Origin of the sequence: Faecalibacter rhinopitheci (assembly GCF_015234135.1) — a bacterium.
GTDB classification, from domain to species: domain Bacteria; phylum Bacteroidota; class Bacteroidia; order Flavobacteriales; family Weeksellaceae; genus Empedobacter; species Empedobacter rhinopitheci.
This window is the reverse complement of sequence record NZ_JADGIK010000002.1, coordinates 403,314-421,707: the sequence shown is the minus strand read 5'-3', so window position 1 is coordinate 421,707 and position 18,394 is coordinate 403,314. Positions and strand designations below refer to the sequence as shown.

Here is an 18,394-nt window from a genome sequence, read left to right as displayed (position 1 = left end):
ATAACTTTACACCCAAATGAACAATTTAATTAGCTTAATAATAAAAGGTATATCATACAGTCAAACTCAGACTGGTGCATATGCTTTGATTTTGGAGGAAAAGTTAGGTACTCGTAAACTACCAATTATTATTGGAAGTTTCGAAGCACAATCAATTGCATTAGCTTTAGAAAAAGATATTAATCCACCTCGACCATTAACTCATGATTTATTTATTAGTTTAGGAAAAGTATATAATATTACAGTAGAATCAGTATATATATACAAGTTAGAAGATGGGGTCTTTTATTCTAATATCGTTTTTATAAATGAAGATGGTGAGCGCCACGAAATTGATTCTAGAACTTCGGATGCTATCGCTTTAGCTGTACGTTTTAATGCACCAATATATGCATATGAACATGTGGTAGAAAAGGCTGGTATCCATTTAGATATTGTCGAGGAAGATGATGAAGATATCCAACATACTATGGATCAGATTAATGAGGAGATTGACTTCATCGCAGAAAGTGAATTAGGTTCAGATTTCTCTGGTTGGTCGAAAGATGAATTAGAAGAGGAAATGAAAAAGGCAGTAATGAATGAAGATTACGAATTAGCCGCACGTCTAAGAGACGAAATAGAAAATTTTAAAAACTAAACAATCACTTTTTTAATAGAATTATGTCTTTAAAAGTTAGACTAACATTAATGAACTTCCTACAATTATTTGTTTGGGGAGCTTGGTTAATTACAATTGCCAATTATTGGTTCGGAACTAAACAATGGGATGGAACAAAATTTGGATTAATTTTCTCCACAATGGGATTTGCTTCATTAGTAATGCCAACCATTACAGGTATTATCGCAGATAGATGGGTAAATGCAGAAAAATTATACGGAATTTTACATATTGCTTATGCAGCTGTATTATTTTGTTTACCTCAAATAAATGATCCTAATACATTCTTCTGGGTAATGTTAGTAGCAATGAGTTGTTATATGCCTACTATCGCATTGAATAATTCAATATCATACACAGTCTTAAAGTCTAATAATTATGATGTAGTCAAAGATTTCCCACCAATTCGTGTTTGGGGAACGGTAGGATTTATTGTTGCAATGTGGATTACCAATTTAACAGGGAATAAAGCTACAGAGTTACAATTTTACATTGCAGGTGTTGCTGCAATTGTTTTGGGAATATATGCTTTTGTAACAATCCCACCATGTAAACCACAGAAAACAATTAATGAGAATGCAAGCTTAATGCAATTATTAGGATTAGATGCATTCAAATTATTTGCTAATTATAAAATGGCATTGTTCTTCATCTTTGCAATGTTTTTAGGAGGAGCATTACAATTAACTAATGCTTATGGAGATGTATTCTTAGACGAGTTTAAGCATTTTCCTAAATACTCAGATTCTTTTGTTGTAAAATATTCAACAATTATCATGTCAATTTCTCAGGTTTCTGAAACTTTATTTATCCTTGCAATTCCATTCTTTTTAAAGAAATATGGAATTAAAAAGGTGATGTTAATTTCTATGTTAGCATGGGTTTTACGTTTCGGTTTATTAGGATTCTCTAACCCACAAGACGGTTTATGGATGATTATACTATCTTGTATCGTTTATGGTATGGCATTCGATTTCTTTAATATTTCAGGTTCATTGTTTGTTGAGACAAATACAGATTCTAAGATGCGCTCATCAGCACAAGGTTTATTTATGATGATGACAAATGGTTTTGGTGCTGTATTTGGAAGTTTAACATCGGGGTGGATGATTGATAAGTTTTTCACTAAATCTTTTAATAACACAACTGAGTTAGCTAACTTTTTAGATACTACACCTGATAATAATTTGATGACTGAATTTATTTCAGCAAACGGAATCATAGTTACAAATGGTATATTTGATAAAGCTTTAATGTTTAAAGATTGGGAGCATATTTGGTTGACATTTGCGGCTTATGCCTTAATTATTGCTGTTTTCTTTGCAATTTTATTTAAGCATAAACATGATCCAAATTCAGTAGGAAATATTTCACATTAATATATAAAAAAAAGGAAGGTTATTATAACCTTCCTTTTTTTATATTTATAAATCTATTATATATTTTTCTATGAATGATTTACAATCTCCATCCAAAAGGCCTAATAATTATTTGTATTTAGTAATTATATCCTTTTTATTTTTTTGGCCTTTATCTATATTGGCTTTATATAATTCAATAAAAGTGAATAAATATTGGGAACAAAATTTAATAGAACCATCAAAAAAAGCTTCTAAACGAACAGTACAATTAGCAATTTCAGCTATAATTTTATCATTTGTTATAGGAGTAATCATAATATTCTCTATTATACTTTTTAGTAATGTTTCCTATAAATAAAGTAAAAGCAGCTAAAGGTTTTGTAGTTATTTTATTATCTAGTGGAATATTATTATATTTTTACACTAATAATCCTAGTACAAGTCAATCATTATTTTTACGCTGTCCTTCCAATTTAATCTTCGGTTTTAATTGTCCTGGATGTGGAACTCAGCGGGCATTGCATCATTTACTACATTTGGAAGTGATAGAAGCTTTACGGTATAATGCATTATTTATTTTGGCTCTACCTTTTATAATTTATGGAGTCATCATAAAAATTTACAACCTCATCTTTGATGCAAAAAAAACAATCCGAATTCCAACAAAGAAGTTTGTATGGATTGGATTGTTAATCTTAGTACTTTTATTTGGGATTTTAAGGAATATTCCTATTTATCCTTTTAATTTATTGATTCCTTAATTCTCTTATATATTACAAAAGAATAGGCATAGAGATGTTTTTCATCTTTATTAAAATGTTCTCTAGAAATTTCTTCAAAATTATCTTCATCGATTTCTGGAAAAAATGTATCTCCTTCAAATTCGTGATGAACTTCTGTAATGTATAATTCGTCTGCAATTTCCATCGCTTGCTTATAAATATCTCCTCCTCCAATTATAAACAAATCATTATTTATCTCTTTTGCTTTATTAATTGACTCTTCTAAAGAATAAGTAATTACAACTTTGTCATCTTTAAAATTTGAATCGCGCGTTATAACAATATTGGTACGATTTGGTAAAGGTCTTCCTAATGATTGATAGGTTTTACGCCCCATAATTATGGGATGATCAGATGTGAGTTTTTTAAAATTTTTAAGATCATTCGGTAGATGCCAAATCAATTCGTTGTTATTTCCAATAACGTTATTACTTGCTTTCGCTACAATAATTTTTATCATAAGTTATTTAATAAGGCTAAAAAAGCTATTCCCTGACGAGAATAGCTTCATAAAGATATAAAAATAATTGATTATTTCATTTTTTCGATGGCTTTTTTCAATTCATCAATTTGTTTTTGTAAAGAAGCCGAAGATTGTTTTTTATATGCCTCAGTTTTTAAGTTTAAACCTTTGTTAGCAGTTTGTCTAAGTAAATTTGCAACCATAGGATTCTGTTCCTTAAAATATCCAAAATAACGGGCAAATGTATTTGCAATCTGTGTTGTTGCTTCTGGAGTATCATTAGACATCATCCATATAAATGCATCTTCAAAAGTTTTACCAGCTGAAGGATCTTGAAATTTAATTAATTCATAAAAAGCAGCATTCTCACCAACTAACTTCGCCTTATCTACTTGATTATTCTTAATCCATGTTGGCAAAAATTGAGCGACTAAATCGTCACTTGATTTTATGACATCATCACTTATATTTTTATATTGTTCGATAGCAGAAGGATTATTTTTAACCAATCCAGCTATTGCTAAACTTTGTACACGGAAAGATTTGCTTTGTGCTGCTTGCGTAAAAATTGCTTGGTCAACTATTTTGGCTTCATTTAATGAATTTAACGCATCTCCTTGCACTTTGGTTTTTGGATCTTTTGCAGCAATTTCAAGTAATTTAGCTTTTGCTTTCTCCATCACTTTAGGTGATTTAGTGTCTAATCCTTTAATAGCTATAGATCTAATTCCTTCGTAAGGATCATTTAGAGCATTAATTAGTGCTTCTAAAGCCTTAGGATTGGTCGCTTGAGCATTCGTAAAAGCTTCTACAGCTAATCTTCTCGTATCATAAGTTCCTTTACCTACTTTATATTGAGCAATAAATTCTTCGATGGATTTATTATCTGTAATATCGGCTAATAAAACTTGATCAGCATTTGGGATAACAACTTCTGGTTTTTGTGATGCATCAAATTCAAATGAATTTTCTACTTGTTTTCCAACCCAAACATTATGTCGTGTTGCTTTTCCATTTTCAACAACATCTATTGCAAAAGGAAATTCAAACAAGCCTTTTGTATCTTGTTTTACACTTACTTTTACTTTCTTTGTAGAAGGATTATATTCGTAAACAATATTAAGTTTTGGATGTCCACTTCCGTTATACCATTGGTCAAAGAACCAGTTTAGATCACGACCCGAAACTTCTTCTAAAGCTAGGCGTAATTGAACTGCTTCTGCTTTTTTAAATTCATTTGTTTTTAAATAATAATTCAATCCTTTAAAAAAAGCTTCATCACCCAAATAGTTTCTTAACATGTGAAGAATTGCTCCTCCTTTATTATAAGAAACAGCATCAAACATATCTTCACGCGAGTTATAGTGTGGACGAACTAATGATTTTGTAAAATTATCGCCCATTTTATAACCTTGTATATCGGTTGTACGATGTTCATCTGCCTTTTCTTTACCATAGCGATGTTCAAACCATAAATATTCTGAGTAGTTTGCAAATGATTCATTAACTGTAAGGTTTGTCCAGCTCTCTGCAGTTACTAAATCCCCAAACCAATGATGAAATAACTCATGAGCAATAATAGGTTCAGCAGTATTTTCATCAATTAATTCACCAGGTTTTTGTTGAACAGCTTCATAAAATAAAACTGCTCCAGTATTTTCCATAGCTCCAGATACATAATCGCGAGCAGTCATTTGATGGTATTTATCCCAAGGGAATTGATAATCTAAAATGTTTGAAAAAAATGTAATCATATCAGGAGTTGCGCCAAAAATTTCTTTTGCGTAATCCTTATATTCTGGTTCTACGTAGTAATCTACATCGATATTTTTCCATTTGTCTTTAATTATGGCATAATCTCCAATTCCTACAAAAAATAAATATGGGGCATGTTTATAATCGAATTTCCAATAATCAGTTTTAGTTCCATTTCCATTTTTCTTCGATGATTTTAATAAACCATTGGAAAGAGAAACGTATTTTTCAGGATATGTTAAATAGATTTCCTGTGATGTTTTTTGATTTGTTTTATCAATCGTTGGAAACCAACAAGACGAAGATTCGGTTTCACCTTGTGTCCAAATTTGCGTAGGTTTATTAGGTTCAGTGCCATCAGGGTTAATGAAGTACAATCCTTTTGCATCACTTATTGCAGAGCTTCCTTTTTGTTTTACTTCGTTTGGACGAGCTGTGTATTTGATATAAATGGTATATTCTTGATCTTTTTTATAAGCTTTATCAAGATCAATGAATATTTGCTCGTCATTATAAGTATAATTCAGCTTTTGTTTATTCGCTCCATTTACTAAGGCTACTTCATGTATTAACATAGCTTTTGCATCTAATGTTAATTTTTGAGTAGTATAGAAATGAGGTTTTAGGGTAAGCCAAGCTTCACCATTTGCTTGTTGTTTTGCATAATCAAATTTTAAATCAAGTTTTGTATGAACTAAATTATTGATTCGCTCAGCTTCAGCGCGGTAAATTTTTGTAGGATCGGATTGATTTTCATTGTAGCTTGGTGGGAGAGTAGTTACTTGTGCATTAATTGTTACAGACAATGCAAATGCAGTAGCTATATAAAATAGTGTTTTTTTCATCGACTTGATTTTAATCAATTAGACGTTCTAATTGTGGATATGTTACAAAAATAATTTTACGAATTAAATTTTATAAAGTGTAAAATTTATGAAGTTTAAATTTCTCAATTATTTTTGAAAGTCGTACGTTAAAATTTAAATAAAAAAAAGCAGTGAATATTCACTGCTTAATACTATTTATACGGCTACGATTCCTTTAATATGTGGATGAGCTTGATAATTGACCAATTCGAAATCATCAAAAGTGAAATCAAAAATATCATTTACTTTAGGATTAATCTTCATGGTAGGCAATGGGAATAGTTCGCGAGATAATTGTAATTCTACCTGCTCAAAATGGTTTTTATAAATATGTGCATCACCAAATGTGTGTACAAAATCTCCTACTTTTAATCCACAAACTTGTGCCACCATCATTTGTAATAAAGCATAGGATGCAATATTAAATGGAACACCTAAAAATATATCGGCGCTACGTTGATATAGTTGTAAGGATAATTTCCCATCATTTACATAAAATTGAAAAAATGCATGACAAGGAGCTAAAGCCATTTGATCTAATTCACCAACATTCCATGCAGATACAATGATTCTCCTAGAATCTGGATTATTTTTTATTTGATCAATAGCAACTTTTATTTGATCAATAACTTCTCCATCTGGTTTTCCCCAAGAACGCCATTGTTTACCGTAAACTGGTCCTAAATCTCCCTTTTCATCTGCCCACTCGTTCCAAATTCTTACTCCATTATCTGTAAGGTATTTTATATTTGTATCACCTTTTAAAAACCACAATAATTCGTGTACAATTGATTTTAAATGCAATTTTTTAGTAGTAACTAATGGAAAACCTTCACTTAAGTTAAAGCGCATTTGATACCCAAAAATACTTTTTGTTCCTGTTCCAGTCCGGTCTTCTTTGAACGAACCTTCGCTCATTACTTTACGACAAAGGTCATGATATTGTTGCATAAGTTTAAATTTAAAAGGTAATTTTACAGAGACAAAAATATAGTAAAAATATATTATAAATGAAATCAATTTAGTCAAATGAAATTAGTAAGCATTTTATCGTTTGTGTTATTTCTATTCTTGTTTTTTTATGTTAAACGCACAAAAAAAGGAATGCAATTAATACAACATTTTTATTTTCAGACCTTTATTATGCTTGTTTTGGTGTTTGCACTAGTGAGCAGATTAATTCATTTTAGGCTAAATATTTGGAGTGTTTTAGCCATTTTAATCTTATCATTTGTTTTAGCAACTGGATTGCCACATTATATACAAAATGTAAAGAAAAGGATTCGTAAATAATTGTATCTTTGCATTTATGAAAAACGAAGGAGGTATTTTTGGTCTTAGACCTGTTATTGAAGCGATTGAAGCTGGAAAAACAATCGATAAAATATTTGTACAAAAAGGATTACAAGGTGAAATTTTTGCTGAATTAAGAAAATTAATCACTTTACATGAAATCCCGGTTAGTTATGTTCCTGTGGAAAAATTAAATCGTTTTACAGGAAAAAATCACCAAGGAGTATATGCTTTTATTTCTCCGATTGAATTTGATTCAATCGAAAATATTTTACCTCAAATTTATGAGCAAGGTAAAACTCCGTTTATCTTAATATTAGATCGTGTTAGTGATGTGAGAAACTTTGGTGCAATTGCTCGTACTGCAGAATGTGTGGGGGTAGATGCTATTATTATTCCTGCAAAAGGTTCTGCTTCTGTAAATGGAGATGCGATCAAAACTTCAACTGGAGCTTTATATAATATTCCAGTTTGTAAAGAGGGTAACTTGGTAAATGCGGTAAGATTTTTACAAGCATCAGGTATTTCTGTATTTAGTGCATCAGAAAAAACAAATGATTACTTATACGATGCAGATTTTTCTGTTCCTACTGCAATTGTAATGGGAAGCGAAGAAGATGGTGTATCAGATTCTATCTTGAAAATTTCTGATAAAATGATTAAATTACCAATGACTGGACAAACAGCTTCATTAAATGTATCAGTTGCATGTGGAGCAATTTTATACGAAGCAGTTCGTCAACGTGTAAATGCTAATCTTTTTGAATAAAAATTTATGTCTTACGCTTCAATAATCGGAGTATTATTACTCGCAATGTCTTATATGATGTATAATACCACGCATACTGTTTTTGCTGAAATGGTGAAAGAATATAGTTTTGCAATTGGTACGATAGGAGGAATAGGAATAGGATTAATTTTGGGAGGCTTTTTAGGTTGGTTATTTAAATATCGTAAACTTAAAAAAGAACAGAAAATTGCAGCAGAAAATCAAGACAAAATATAAATATAAAAAGCGACTCAAACTTGAGTCGCTTTTTTATTTCTAATTTCTTGGTAATAAAAACATGGAATTAATATAATTAAAAACATGGGTTGAATCAGAAATCTTCTTACATAAAAAAAGATCATTTCTCCAAAATTTAAATTATGGTTAAGCATATAAGCATATAATGGTAAAAGTATTACAAAGCCTAAAATTCCTACTATGATTGTGAATTTTACATACGCTTTTTCATTAAACAAAACTTTTACAATTAGAACACTTAGTAATAAATTAATCATAAATCTTAAAAATACATTAATATATAAATCTGTAAGATTCATAGAAGGTAAATTCGTATGATTAGAATTTTTAAAATAATCTAAAAGTGGATCATAGAAAATTTCTGCTTCATACATTCTTACTGCAATTAACGCAAATAATAAAAAAGTAAGAAGACTATATTTTAAAACATTATGCTGCATTTATTTTTCTTTTTGATACAAAAAATTTAATCCAAACTATCCATAATATAATTATTGAACCATAGATTATCGCAGGGAATAAATAGTCGTGTGATACTTTTGCGATAGAATCGTGAAATCTAAAAATATAGGTTAATAAAATAATTCTAAAAATATTCATCAAAAATAATCCTACTAAGCTACATATAATGTATAAAAGGGTTTGTTTAAATGTGGTATAAAATGCCAATATAAAAGCTACAAAAATTATTAAGATAGAGATGGCATTGCATCCTTCATTTACTATTGATCCTACTTTACCGTTTACAATAAGTCGCATATAGTTTTCTCCTGGAATATGAATGGTAGAAGATTCAAATCCTATTATATTAAATCCTTTAGAAGCTAATTCGGCACAAAATTTTGTAAAAGGATCTGGTAAGCCATGTGGTAAAAAATGATTTAAATACCAATTATATATTAATATAAAGAGTACATAAGATCCTATGAATCTTAATAAAAAGAATATTAAAGGTTTGTATTGTCTCATTTCACGTATAGATAGAAAACAAATATAAATGATTTATTAGGACTTCTATTTTAAAAATACACCTTATGTGTAAATATATTTAGGGTGAATTTAAATAATAAAATTTGGACTAAAATAGTATAATTTACATATAATAATTACTTTAATAGATGAATATTAGTTTGTGAAAATGTTAAGTATTTTCTGTCTAACTTATCCTTAAGTTTGTATATAAAATAACTAAAAAATGGAAAATTTAAATAAAAGAATAGATGTGATTTTTGGAAGTTCAATTTCCGTTGAAGAAAAATTATCAAAAGTTTGTCAGCTTTTATCTGATGAAATTGAATATTATAATTGGGTTGGATTCTATTTTAAAAATGGAGATAAAAATGAATTAAAATTAGGACCTTATGTAGGTGCTGAGACCGATCATACAATTATTCCTTACGGAAAAGGAATTTGCGGTCAAGTCGCAGAATCTAATGAAACTTTTGTAGTACCAGATGTGTATGCACAAGATAATTATTTAGCATGTTCTATTGATACAAAGGCAGAAATCGTAATGCCAATCTTCAAAAATGGGGAAAATATAGGACAAATAGATATTGATTCGCACACAATTGATCCATTTACTGATGCAGACACAAAATTGTTGGAGTATATTTGCAACAAAGTTTCTGAAATCATATAATTTTTATGGATTTAATATTAAAATATTTTCCTGATTTAACTGAAAAACAAATCGAACAATTTAATAAAGTTGGCGATTTATATAAAGAGTGGAATGAACAAATAAATGTAGTTTCACGTAAAGACATCGATGAGATTTATACTAATCATATTTTACATTCTTTAGCTATAGCCAAAGTAATGAAATTTGAAGATGGATCGGATGTCTTAGATGTTGGTACAGGTGGCGGTTTACCTGGAGTTCCTCTGGCAATTTTATTTCCAAATGTCAATTTTCATTTAGTTGATTCTATTGGTAAAAAAATCAAGGTTGTACAAGGAGTAGCTAATGGATTAGGGCTAACAAATGTAAAGGCAGAGCAAAAGCGAGCTGAACAATTACACGATAAATATGATTTTGTTGTATCACGTGCAGTAACGGCAATGCCACAATTTGCAGAATGGATTAGAGGTAAATTTAAAAGAGATTCTTTAAATCCACTACCTAATGGATTATTATACCTAAAAGGAGGTGATTTAACTGAAGAATTAAAAGATTTTCCAAATGCAGAATTACATAATATTGCTGAGTTTTTCGAGGAAGATTTCTTCGAAACTAAAAAAGTAGTTTACTTGCATAAAAAAGATATTTAATAAAGAATTCAATACAATTTAAAAGCTCTGATTTTTCAGAGCTTTTTTTAGTTAAAAACTTCATAAAACCTAAGTTTTTAACCATGCATTATAATGGTTAACTCGCTATTTTTTACTATATTTGTTTGTTAAAAAAATAGAGAAATACATTATGAGTAATAACACATATACGGCGGATAATATCCAGGCGTTAGAAGGTATGGAGCATGTTCGTCTTCGTCCTTCAATGTATATTGGAGACGTCGGAGTTAGAGGATTACATCACTTAGTTTATGAGGTTGTTGATAACTCTATTGATGAAGCTTTAGCAGGATACTGTGACACGATTAAAGTAACCATTTTAGAAGATAATTCTATTCGTGTTGAAGATAATGGTCGTGGTATTCCAGTAGACTTACATAAAAAAGAAGGAAAATCTGCTTTAGAGGTTGTAATGACTAAGATTGGAGCAGGTGGTAAATTCGATAAAGATACTTATAAAGTTTCTGGAGGATTGCACGGTGTAGGTGTATCTTGTGTAAATGCATTGTCAGAGCATTTAACTGCAGAAGTTTTTAAAAATGGTAAAAAATATATTCAAGAGTATTCTAAAGGAAAACCATTATATGATGTTAAGGAAGTTGGCTTAGCAGAACATAATGGAACTACGGTTACCTTTACCCCAGATACTACAATTTTCCAAGAGGTTAATACTTATAACTATCAAACCTTAGCTAATCGTTTACGTGAGCTTTCTTTCCTAAATAAAGGAATTAATATTACTTTAACAGATTTACGCCAAAAAGATGAAGAAGGTAATTCTGTAACAGAAGTATTTCATTCAGAAGAAGGGTTAAAAGAATTCGTTGCTTTTATTGATAGTAGTCGCGAGTCTATTATGGATAGAATTATCTTTATGGAAGGTGAACGCGATAATATTCCTGTAGAAGTTGCAATGCGTTATAATACTTCTTATACGGAAAATGTACACTCGTATGTAAATAACATTAATACACATGAAGGTGGAACGCATTTAACAGGTTTCCGTCGTGCATTAACTCGTACGCTTAAGAAATATGCTGAGGAAAACTTTAATCTTGCAAAAGAAAAAGTAGAAATTGTTGGAGACGATTTCCGTGAAGGATTAACAGCTGTAATTTCTGTTAAAGTGATGGAACCTCAGTTTGAGGGACAAACTAAGACTAAATTAGGGAATTCTGAAGTTTCACCAGCAGTAGATAAAATTGTAGCAGAAATGCTTACAAATTTCTTAGAAGAAAATCCAGGTGAAGCTAAGTTAATCGTTGATAAAGTAATCTTAGCTGCAAAAGCAAGACAAGCTGCTAAGAAAGCGAGAGAAATGGTACAACGTAAAAACCCAATGGGCGGAAGCGGTTTACCAGGGAAATTAGCAGACTGTTCTTCTCGTAATCCAGAAGAGTCAGAATTATTCCTTGTCGAGGGAGATTCTGCCGGAGGTACAGCAAAACAAGGTCGTGATCGTCATTTTCAAGCAATTTTACCATTACGTGGTAAAATCTTAAATGTTGAAAAAGCGATGGCGCACAAAGTTTTAGACAACGAAGAGATTAAAAATATATATACTGCATTAGGAGTAACAATAGGAACAGAAGAAGATTCAAAAGCTTTAAATATTTCTAAATTACGTTACCATAAAGTAGTAATTATGACCGATGCCGATGTGGATGGATCTCACATATCTACATTAATTTTAACTTTTTTCTTCCGTTACATGAAAGAGTTAATAGAGCAAGGACATATTTATATTGCTACACCACCTTTATATTTAATTAAAAAAGGAGCTAAATCAGAATATGCTTGGGATGAAAAAGATCGTGAGCGTATTACTAAAGAGTTTTCTATAGATGGTAAAGGAGTTGCAATACAACGATACAAAGGTCTTGGGGAAATGAATGCGGAGCAGTTATGGGATACAACCCTAAATCCAGGTTATAGAACATTACGTCAAATAACTATTGATAACGCTGCAGAAGCTGATCGTGTTTTCTCGATGTTAATGGGAGATGATGTACCACCTCGTCGTGAATTCATTGAACAGAATGCTCATTATGCAAAAATTGATATTTAATATATTGATATAATATCAAAAGTCCAGTTCTTTGAACTGGACTTTTTTATTTAAATATGTATATAAAAAAAACCACCATTTAATAATGGTGGTTTAAAATATTTTTAAAGAAATAATTAAGCGTAATATTTAGCTTTTAATTCTTTTACTTTAGGATCTTCTAAAAATTCATCATAAGTCATGTAACGATCAATAATTCCATTAGGAGTTAATTCGATGATACGATTACAAGTTGTTTGAATTAATTCGTGGTCATGAGAACCCATTAATACAGTCCCTTTAAAGTTCAATAAAGAGTTATTTAATGCAGTAATCGACTCTAAGTCTAAGTGTCCTGTTGGCTCGTCTAATAATAATACGTTAGCACGTAATAACATCATACGAGAGAACATACAACGCATTTTTTCACCTCCAGATAATACTGAAGATTTTTTTAATGCTTCGTCACCAGAAAATAACATTTTTCCTAAGAATCCACGCATAAACTCTTCATGGCGCTCCTCATCATTTTCAGTGTACTGACGTAACCAATCTACTAAGTTTATATCTTCTTTAAAGAAATTTGTATTATCTAAAGGTAAATAAGCTTGTGTAGTTGTAATTCCCCAATTATATTCTCCAGAATCTGGTTGAGCATTTCCTGATAAAATTTCAAAGAATTGAGAAATAGCTTTAGAGTTACGAGAGAAAATACCAACTTTATCTCCTTTCTTTAAATTGATATTAGCATCTTTAAATAATACTTCACCATCAACAGAAGCAGATAAATTAGTAACATCTAAAATTTGATCTCCAGCCTCACGAGATTGATCCCAAATAATAGCAGGATAACGACGAGAAGATGGTTTAATATCATCAATATTTAATTTCTCGATCATTTTCTTACGAGAAGTTGTTTGTTTTGCTTTAGCAACGTTAGAAGAGAAACGAGCGATAAAATCTTGTAATTCTTTCTTCTTTTCTTCAGCTTTCTTATTTTGTTGTGCACGTTGTTTCGCAGCTAACTGAGAAGATTCGTACCAGAAAGTGTAGTTACCAGAATATAAATTTAATTTAGAGAAATCTAAATCACAAATATGTGTACAAACAGAGTCTAAGAAGTGACGGTCGTGCGATACAACGATTACAGTATTTTCAAAGTTTCCTAAGAAATCCTCTAACCATTGAATTGTATTAACGTCCAACTCATTCGTAGGCTCATCTAAGATTAATACATCAGGATTACCAAATAAAGCTTGAGCAATTAAGATACGTACTTTTGCTTTATTATCTAAGTCACCCATTAATGTATAATGCATATCAGATTCAATTCCTACATTAGATAATAATGAGGCAGCATCAGATTCTGCATTCCAACCGTTCATTTCTTCATAAATAACACCTAATTCACCTGCTTTGATTCCATCTTCTTCGTTGAAATCTTCCTTAGCGTATAAGGCATCCATTTTTTCTTTAATATCATATAGCACTTTATTACCACGTAAAACAGTATCCAATACTGTATATTCATCGTACTTAAAGTGATTTTGTTCAAGAACAGACATTCTTTTTCCTTTCTCTAAAGAAACGTGTCCAGAAGTTGGGTCAATTTCTCCAGAAAGAATTTTAAGGAATGTAGATTTTCCAGCACCGTTAGCACCAATTATTCCGTAACAGTTGCCATTTGTAAATTTTATATTAACTTCGTCGAAAAGTAAACGCTTTCCGAATTGAAGTGATAAATTAGAAACATTTAACATAATTTTTGGTATGATGTTTGTTTTAACATTTTGGCAAAGTTACAAATTATAATTGGAATAATATAAAGTGCAAAAGGAAGTTACAATTAAGAATAAACGTGCCCGTTTTGAATTCGAATTAATGGATTCATTTGACGCCGGAATCCAATTGTTTGGAACTGAGATAAAATCTATAAGAATGGGAAAAGCTTCAATCACAGAAAGTTTTTGTCAAATTAAAGATGGTGAGATATATATTATCAACATGTTTATAGACGAATACGATTGGGGTACTCATTATAATCATAAAACAAGAAGAGATCGAAAACTTCTTTTACAAAAAAAAGAAATAAAAAAACTTGAACGTAAAACGAAGGAGTCTGGACTTACAATTGTGCCCACAACCCTCTATATAAACAATAAAGGATTTGCTAAATTAAGAGTTTATCTTGCAAAAGGTAAGAAACTTTACGACAAACGGGAGACAATAAAAGGAAAAGATTTAAAGAGAGATTTGGATAGAATGGTAAAGAATTCTTAAATTTGCTTAATAATTACATAAAATAAATATATTTAAAACGCTAAATATTTGATAATGAAAAAGTTTAATCTATTATTATCTGCAGTGACGTTACTATTAGCTGGTAGCTCATTCGTAGACGCTCAGAATTCTAAAAATCCTTGGGCAATTACAGTAGGTGCACATGCAACTGACCACCGTGCAGTTCGTGGAGCTTTCAACCACTACTTTGATACTGATAACTGGGATATCGTTCCTCCTTTATCTAAATTATCTGTTATCCGTAACTTGAACAGATCTTTCGATGTTGATTTAACTGCTTCTGTAGGAGAAATTGACAACAAAAGAATGAACATTAAAGATGAATTATTCATCAACGCTGGTTTAGGTTTACGTTATAAATTTGCTAACGGATATTTCTTAAACGAGTCATCTTGGTTTGATCCTTACTTAAGAATTGGAGCTGGTTACCACCACTATGATTATTCAGGTTTTGCTACTCCATACGTTTCTACAATTGGAGAGTCTGATAACCCTACAACTGATATCTTACGTGAAGATGTTAAAGGTGAGAAAAATCACTTTGCATTACAAGGAGGTGTTGGTATCAATTTCTGGTTTACTAAAAACTTCGGTTTAAACGTAGCTTCAGATTACAACTGGATTCCAGCTACTAAAACTGATTATTTCGACTTTTTCCAACATACAGTTGGTTTAACTTTCCGTTTCGGAAACAATGATAAAGACGGAGACGGTATTCCTGATGATGAGGATGCATGTCCAGAAGTTGCAGGTATCGCTACAAACGATCCAGCTACAAACGGATGTCCAGATGCTGATGGAGACGGAATTCCAGATCATTTAGATAACTGTCCAAACGAATTCGGACCAGCTGAAAACAACGGTTGTCCTTGGCCAGATACAGATGGTGATGGATTAACTGATAACATCGACGAATGTCCAGAGGTTGCAGGACCAGTTGAAAACAACGGATGTCCTTGGCCAGATACAGATAACGATGGTATCTTAGATAAAGATGACGCTTGTCCTACTGAAGCAGGTATCGCTACAAACGATCCAGCTACAAACGGATGTCCAGATAGAGATGGAGATGGTGTTGTTGATAAATTAGATGAGTGTCCAGACGTTAAAGGACCAGCAGAAAACAACGGATGTCCTTGGACTGAAGTTCATGTTGCTAAACGTTTATCTAACATTTTATTCGAATACAACTCTGATAAAATTGTTGAGTCTTCTTACGATGACGTACGTGTAGCTGCACAAATTTTAAATTCTGATGATTTAAAAGACAAACACTTCTACATTGACGGTCACGCTGATCAAAGAGGTACTGCTGCTTACAACAAAACTTTATCTTTAAAACGTGCTAAAGCATTAGTAAAAGTTTTAAATGAAAGAGCTGGTGTTGATGCAAAACGTTTAACTGCTCGTGGATTAGGAGAGTCTCAATTATTATGTACTGAGGAAACTGAAGAATGTTACCAAAAGAACAGACGTGTTGAGGTTTTACCAAAATCAGCTACTGTAGTTGAAACTAAAGTTGTTAAACCAACAACAAAAAAGAAAAAGTAATTATCTATTAGATAGTTAATATATAAAAGGCCTTCTCTTAGAGAAGGCCTTTTTTTATATTATAAATTAGACTATGATTTATTAAAAAAAATGCGCTCAAATTTTATTTGAACGCATTTTCTAATTATAATACTTTTATTTCTTTTTAAAGACGTAATATAAAATAGCTAATCCTGTAAAGATAGACATACCGTAGCCAATCCATGCTAACAAAGGCATATCTAAAATCATAGGTCTTACTTTAGTATTGGCTAGCATACTTGCTCCAATACCAAACGTTAATGTTAATATTGCTAAAACTAATTTATTGATACTTGTTTTTATAATTGCTAAAATTAATCTTATCTCAGAAATTTTAAAATTTAAAGCTAATTGATCATTATTCACTTTCTCAATTAGTTTTAAAGTATCTTCAGGGAAGTCATCAAATAAATCTTTTACATCTTTAAAATTTTCAAATGCTTTCTTTGCAATATTTTGTGGGTATAATTTCTCTTGTGCTAGCTTAATAGCATAAGGTCGCATCGATTTCTGTACATTAAGATCTGCATCTAATTGTTGGCCTATCCCTTCAATCAAAGCTACTCCTCTTAATAATACGTAAACATACTCAGGTAAAAGGACATGATTTTTATTTAAAATATTATTAAACTTTTTAATGATAACCTGAACTTCTATTGTATCTACGGTATTATATTCTAGATAATCAAAAATTTCTGCAATGTCTCGCTCTAATTGTTTTTCATCTTCAATAAAATGTTTGATTGCCATTTTCTTTAAAGATCGAACGATTTTTTTCGAATTTTTTAAGCCGAAATTAATTACAACTTCCTCAAGAATTTCACGTTCACTTATAGTTAAAACACCCATTGAGCCGAAGTCGATGAAAACAATTTGTCCATTATCTTTTACAAAGATGTTTCCGGGATGTGGATCAGCATGAAAAAAGCCATCATCTAGTAATTGCTTTAAATAAATATCGAAACCTTTCTCAATGATTTTCTTAGGTTCAATTTTTACTCGACGGAGTTCTTCAATATCAGTAATCTTAAATCCTTCGATAAATTCCATACACAAGATATTGTTGTTGCAATAATCTTGGTAAGTTTTAGGAACGTATACATCTTTACTTTTAGCAAAATTTTTACGGAAACGTTCAATGTTTTGGTATTCATTAATTAATGAAAGTTCCTTCAGTAATGAATTTTCAAAACTTTTTTCAATTTCAGAGATAAATAGTTTTTGTAGTCGTTCATATTTTCTTTCTAAGAAGAAAACTAAATCTCGAATAAGTGCTAAATCTGATTCAATAATTTGTTGGATATTCGAACGTTTAACTTTTAAAATGACTTTATCTCCAGATAATAAAGTAGCTTTATATACTTGCGATATACTTGCAGCAGCAAAAGGAACACTTTCTATTTCTAAAAAATGATCTCTCACTACAATTCCAAATTCATCTGCTAATCTTTTTTCAATATCGATTGGCTCCGGAGGGACATCGTCTTGTAGTTTTTTTAATTCTAAAATTAATTCTTCAGGGACAAGATCTTTACGATTACTTAATAATTGACCAAATTTTATATATGTAGGGCCTAATTCTTCTAAAGCAAAACGTAAACGTTGATTAAAATTTTGGTTGAATATTTCTTGAGCATATCCAGTTGTGAGAAAATCAGGTGTTAATGCTTCAAAATTACTTCGAGAAACTACTTCTTCAAATCCGTATTTAGATAAGACACTAACAATTTTAGAAAATCGTTTAATTTTTTTTAGGCTGTCCATTGGCTTTTTAGTTGAGACTTTCTAAAGTTATGACAAAATCTTTACCAATTTTTTATTTAGAAAATTATTATATAAAGTATCAACATAATTATTCCAAAGAAGATATGTAAATATTTGAAAATTAATATTTATATTTGCACTCGCTAAAATGTGAAAGAAGTCGGCGAAAATCTTTAAGTTAAACAACTCTCAATCATTTGTTTACAT

18 protein-coding genes are annotated in these 18,394 nt (G+C 30.7%); 11 read left to right on the top strand and 7 right to left on the bottom strand.

Annotation, left to right across the window (positions count from 1 at the left end):
* The first annotated feature begins 16 nt into the window (after window positions 1-16).
* From IM532_RS04760 to IM532_RS04745, 4 genes are all read left to right on the top strand, one after another.
* Window positions 17-640, top strand: coding sequence for a bifunctional nuclease family protein (locus IM532_RS04760; RefSeq protein ID WP_194182286.1), 624 nt, complete (start codon window positions 17-19; stop codon window positions 638-640).
* Window positions 641-663: 23 nt separating this feature from the next.
* The gene (locus IM532_RS04755) at window positions 664-2,040 is read left to right on the top strand and encodes a nucleoside permease (RefSeq protein ID WP_194182285.1); all 1,377 of its coding nucleotides are present in this window, start codon (window positions 664-666) and stop codon (window positions 2,038-2,040) included.
* Between the two features lie 70 nt (window positions 2,041-2,110).
* Entirely contained in the window at window positions 2,111-2,380 is a 270-nt protein-coding gene (locus IM532_RS13840; protein ID WP_194182284.1) for a CD225/dispanin family protein, read from the top strand.
* Window positions 2,364-2,783 (top strand): DUF2752 domain-containing protein, encoded by a 420-nt coding sequence (locus IM532_RS04745; RefSeq protein ID WP_194182283.1) that lies wholly within the window; start codon window positions 2,364-2,366, stop codon window positions 2,781-2,783. Before IM532_RS13840 ends, IM532_RS04745 begins: the two co-directional genes overlap by 17 nt.
* On the opposite strand, the gene IM532_RS04740 is transcribed toward IM532_RS04745, so the two are convergent.
* The 3 genes from IM532_RS04740 to IM532_RS04730 all read right to left on the bottom strand — a co-directional run bounded on the left by IM532_RS04740 (window position 2,764) and on the right by IM532_RS04730 (window position 6,839).
* Complete coding sequence (locus IM532_RS04740) at window positions 2,764-3,264, bottom strand: dihydrofolate reductase (protein WP_194182282.1); 501 nt, start codon at window positions 3,262-3,264, stop codon at window positions 2,764-2,766. The two genes, IM532_RS04745 and IM532_RS04740, sit on opposite strands and share 20 nt — an antisense overlap.
* 71 nt (window positions 3,265-3,335) lie before the next feature.
* Window positions 3,336-5,867 (bottom strand): M1 family metallopeptidase, encoded by a 2,532-nt coding sequence (locus IM532_RS04735; protein ID WP_194182281.1) that lies wholly within the window; start codon window positions 5,865-5,867, stop codon window positions 3,336-3,338.
* 177 nt (window positions 5,868-6,044) lie between these two features.
* Window positions 6,045-6,839: a thymidylate synthase gene (locus tag IM532_RS04730; RefSeq protein WP_194182280.1), complete on the bottom strand. Its 795-nt coding sequence runs from the start codon at window positions 6,837-6,839 to the stop codon at window positions 6,045-6,047.
* 358 nt (window positions 6,840-7,197) lie between these two features.
* On the opposite strand from IM532_RS04730, the gene rlmB reads away from it, so the two are divergent.
* Together rlmB and IM532_RS04720 are read left to right on the top strand one after the other, a co-directional pair.
* Window positions 7,198-7,950: a 23S rRNA (guanosine(2251)-2'-O)-methyltransferase RlmB gene (rlmB, locus tag IM532_RS04725; protein WP_194182279.1), complete on the top strand. Its 753-nt coding sequence runs from the start codon at window positions 7,198-7,200 to the stop codon at window positions 7,948-7,950.
* A 6-nt stretch (window positions 7,951-7,956) separates the two neighbouring features.
* A complete protein-coding gene (locus IM532_RS04720) occupies window positions 7,957-8,187 on the top strand; it encodes a hypothetical protein (RefSeq protein WP_194182278.1) in 231 nt (76 codons plus the stop codon).
* A gap of 14 nt (window positions 8,188-8,201) precedes the next feature.
* Here the strand turns inward: IM532_RS04720 and IM532_RS04715 are convergent, their stop codons facing one another.
* Together IM532_RS04715 and xrtF are read right to left on the bottom strand one after the other, a co-directional pair.
* Window positions 8,202-8,648, bottom strand: a complete 447-nt coding sequence (locus IM532_RS04715) for an exosortase F system-associated membrane protein (protein ID WP_194182277.1) — start codon at window positions 8,646-8,648, stop codon at window positions 8,202-8,204.
* Window positions 8,638-9,177, bottom strand: coding sequence for an exosortase family protein XrtF (gene xrtF / locus IM532_RS04710; protein ID WP_194182276.1), 540 nt, complete (start codon window positions 9,175-9,177; stop codon window positions 8,638-8,640). The genes IM532_RS04715 and xrtF overlap by 11 nt, the downstream gene beginning before the upstream one ends.
* 226 nt (window positions 9,178-9,403) lie before the next feature.
* Between xrtF and IM532_RS04705 the strand changes: the two genes are divergently transcribed.
* From IM532_RS04705 to gyrB, 3 genes are all read left to right on the top strand, one after another.
* Window positions 9,404-9,850 carry a GAF domain-containing protein gene (locus IM532_RS04705; RefSeq protein WP_194182275.1) on the top strand — a complete coding sequence of 149 codons (447 nt, stop codon included), beginning with the start codon at window positions 9,404-9,406 and terminating at the stop codon, window positions 9,848-9,850.
* A gap of 5 nt (window positions 9,851-9,855) precedes the next feature.
* The gene (gene rsmG / locus IM532_RS04700; protein ID WP_194182274.1) at window positions 9,856-10,482 is read left to right on the top strand and encodes a 16S rRNA (guanine(527)-N(7))-methyltransferase RsmG; all 627 of its coding nucleotides are present in this window, start codon (window positions 9,856-9,858) and stop codon (window positions 10,480-10,482) included.
* Window positions 10,483-10,633: 151 nt separating this feature from the next.
* Window positions 10,634-12,571 (top strand): DNA topoisomerase (ATP-hydrolyzing) subunit B, encoded by a 1,938-nt coding sequence (gene gyrB, locus IM532_RS04695; RefSeq protein ID WP_194182273.1) that lies wholly within the window; start codon window positions 10,634-10,636, stop codon window positions 12,569-12,571.
* A 116-nt stretch (window positions 12,572-12,687) separates the two neighbouring features.
* Here the strand turns inward: gyrB and IM532_RS04690 are convergent, their stop codons facing one another.
* The gene (locus IM532_RS04690) at window positions 12,688-14,310 is read right to left on the bottom strand and encodes an ABC-F family ATP-binding cassette domain-containing protein (RefSeq protein WP_194182272.1); all 1,623 of its coding nucleotides are present in this window, start codon (window positions 14,308-14,310) and stop codon (window positions 12,688-12,690) included.
* 67 nt (window positions 14,311-14,377) lie between these two features.
* On the opposite strand from IM532_RS04690, the gene smpB reads away from it, so the two are divergent.
* On the top strand, window positions 14,378-14,830 hold the full coding sequence (smpB, locus tag IM532_RS04685; RefSeq protein ID WP_194182271.1) for an SsrA-binding protein SmpB: 453 nt from the start codon (window positions 14,378-14,380) through the stop codon (window positions 14,828-14,830).
* A 54-nt stretch (window positions 14,831-14,884) separates the two neighbouring features.
* The gene (locus IM532_RS04680) at window positions 14,885-16,402 is read left to right on the top strand and encodes a thrombospondin type 3 repeat-containing protein (RefSeq protein WP_194182270.1); all 1,518 of its coding nucleotides are present in this window, start codon (window positions 14,885-14,887) and stop codon (window positions 16,400-16,402) included.
* Window positions 16,403-16,537: 135 nt separating this feature from the next.
* Here the strand turns inward: IM532_RS04680 and IM532_RS04675 are convergent, their stop codons facing one another.
* Entirely contained in the window at window positions 16,538-18,187 is a 1,650-nt protein-coding gene (locus IM532_RS04675) for an ABC1 kinase family protein (protein ID WP_194182269.1), read from the bottom strand.
* Window positions 18,188-18,394 lie beyond the last annotated feature (207 nt).

What these genes read in the sequence shown, in the direction of transcription:
- IM532_RS04730 (WP_194182280.1), bottom strand. Translation starts at nt 6,839, where the DNA reads ATGCAACAATATCATGACCTTTGTCGTAAAGTAATGAGCGAAGGTTCG.
- gyrB (WP_194182273.1), top strand. Translation starts at nt 10,634, where the DNA reads ATGAGTAATAACACATATACGGCGGATAATATCCAGGCGTTAGAAGGT.
- IM532_RS04735 (WP_194182281.1), bottom strand. Translation starts at nt 5,867, where the DNA reads ATGAAAAAAACACTATTTTATATAGCTACTGCATTTGCATTGTCTGTA.
- IM532_RS13840 (WP_194182284.1), top strand. Translation starts at nt 2,111, where the DNA reads ATGAATGATTTACAATCTCCATCCAAAAGGCCTAATAATTATTTGTAT.
- rlmB (WP_194182279.1), top strand. Translation starts at nt 7,198, where the DNA reads ATGAAAAACGAAGGAGGTATTTTTGGTCTTAGACCTGTTATTGAAGCG.
- IM532_RS04745 (WP_194182283.1), top strand. Translation starts at nt 2,364, where the DNA reads ATGTTTCCTATAAATAAAGTAAAAGCAGCTAAAGGTTTTGTAGTTATT.
- IM532_RS04690 (WP_194182272.1), bottom strand. Translation starts at nt 14,310, where the DNA reads ATGTTAAATGTTTCTAATTTATCACTTCAATTCGGAAAGCGTTTACTT.
- IM532_RS04755 (WP_194182285.1), top strand. Translation starts at nt 664, where the DNA reads ATGTCTTTAAAAGTTAGACTAACATTAATGAACTTCCTACAATTATTT.
- rsmG (WP_194182274.1), top strand. Translation starts at nt 9,856, where the DNA reads ATGGATTTAATATTAAAATATTTTCCTGATTTAACTGAAAAACAAATC.
- IM532_RS04715 (WP_194182277.1), bottom strand. Translation starts at nt 8,648, where the DNA reads ATGCAGCATAATGTTTTAAAATATAGTCTTCTTACTTTTTTATTATTT.
- xrtF (WP_194182276.1), bottom strand. Translation starts at nt 9,177, where the DNA reads ATGAGACAATACAAACCTTTAATATTCTTTTTATTAAGATTCATAGGA.
- IM532_RS04705 (WP_194182275.1), top strand. Translation starts at nt 9,404, where the DNA reads ATGGAAAATTTAAATAAAAGAATAGATGTGATTTTTGGAAGTTCAATT.
- IM532_RS04740 (WP_194182282.1), bottom strand. Translation starts at nt 3,264, where the DNA reads ATGATAAAAATTATTGTAGCGAAAGCAAGTAATAACGTTATTGGAAAT.
- IM532_RS04760 (WP_194182286.1), top strand. Translation starts at nt 17, where the DNA reads ATGAACAATTTAATTAGCTTAATAATAAAAGGTATATCATACAGTCAA.
- IM532_RS04675 (WP_194182269.1), bottom strand. Translation starts at nt 18,187, where the DNA reads ATGGACAGCCTAAAAAAAATTAAACGATTTTCTAAAATTGTTAGTGTC.
- IM532_RS04720 (WP_194182278.1), top strand. Translation starts at nt 7,957, where the DNA reads ATGTCTTACGCTTCAATAATCGGAGTATTATTACTCGCAATGTCTTAT.
- IM532_RS04680 (WP_194182270.1), top strand. Translation starts at nt 14,885, where the DNA reads ATGAAAAAGTTTAATCTATTATTATCTGCAGTGACGTTACTATTAGCT.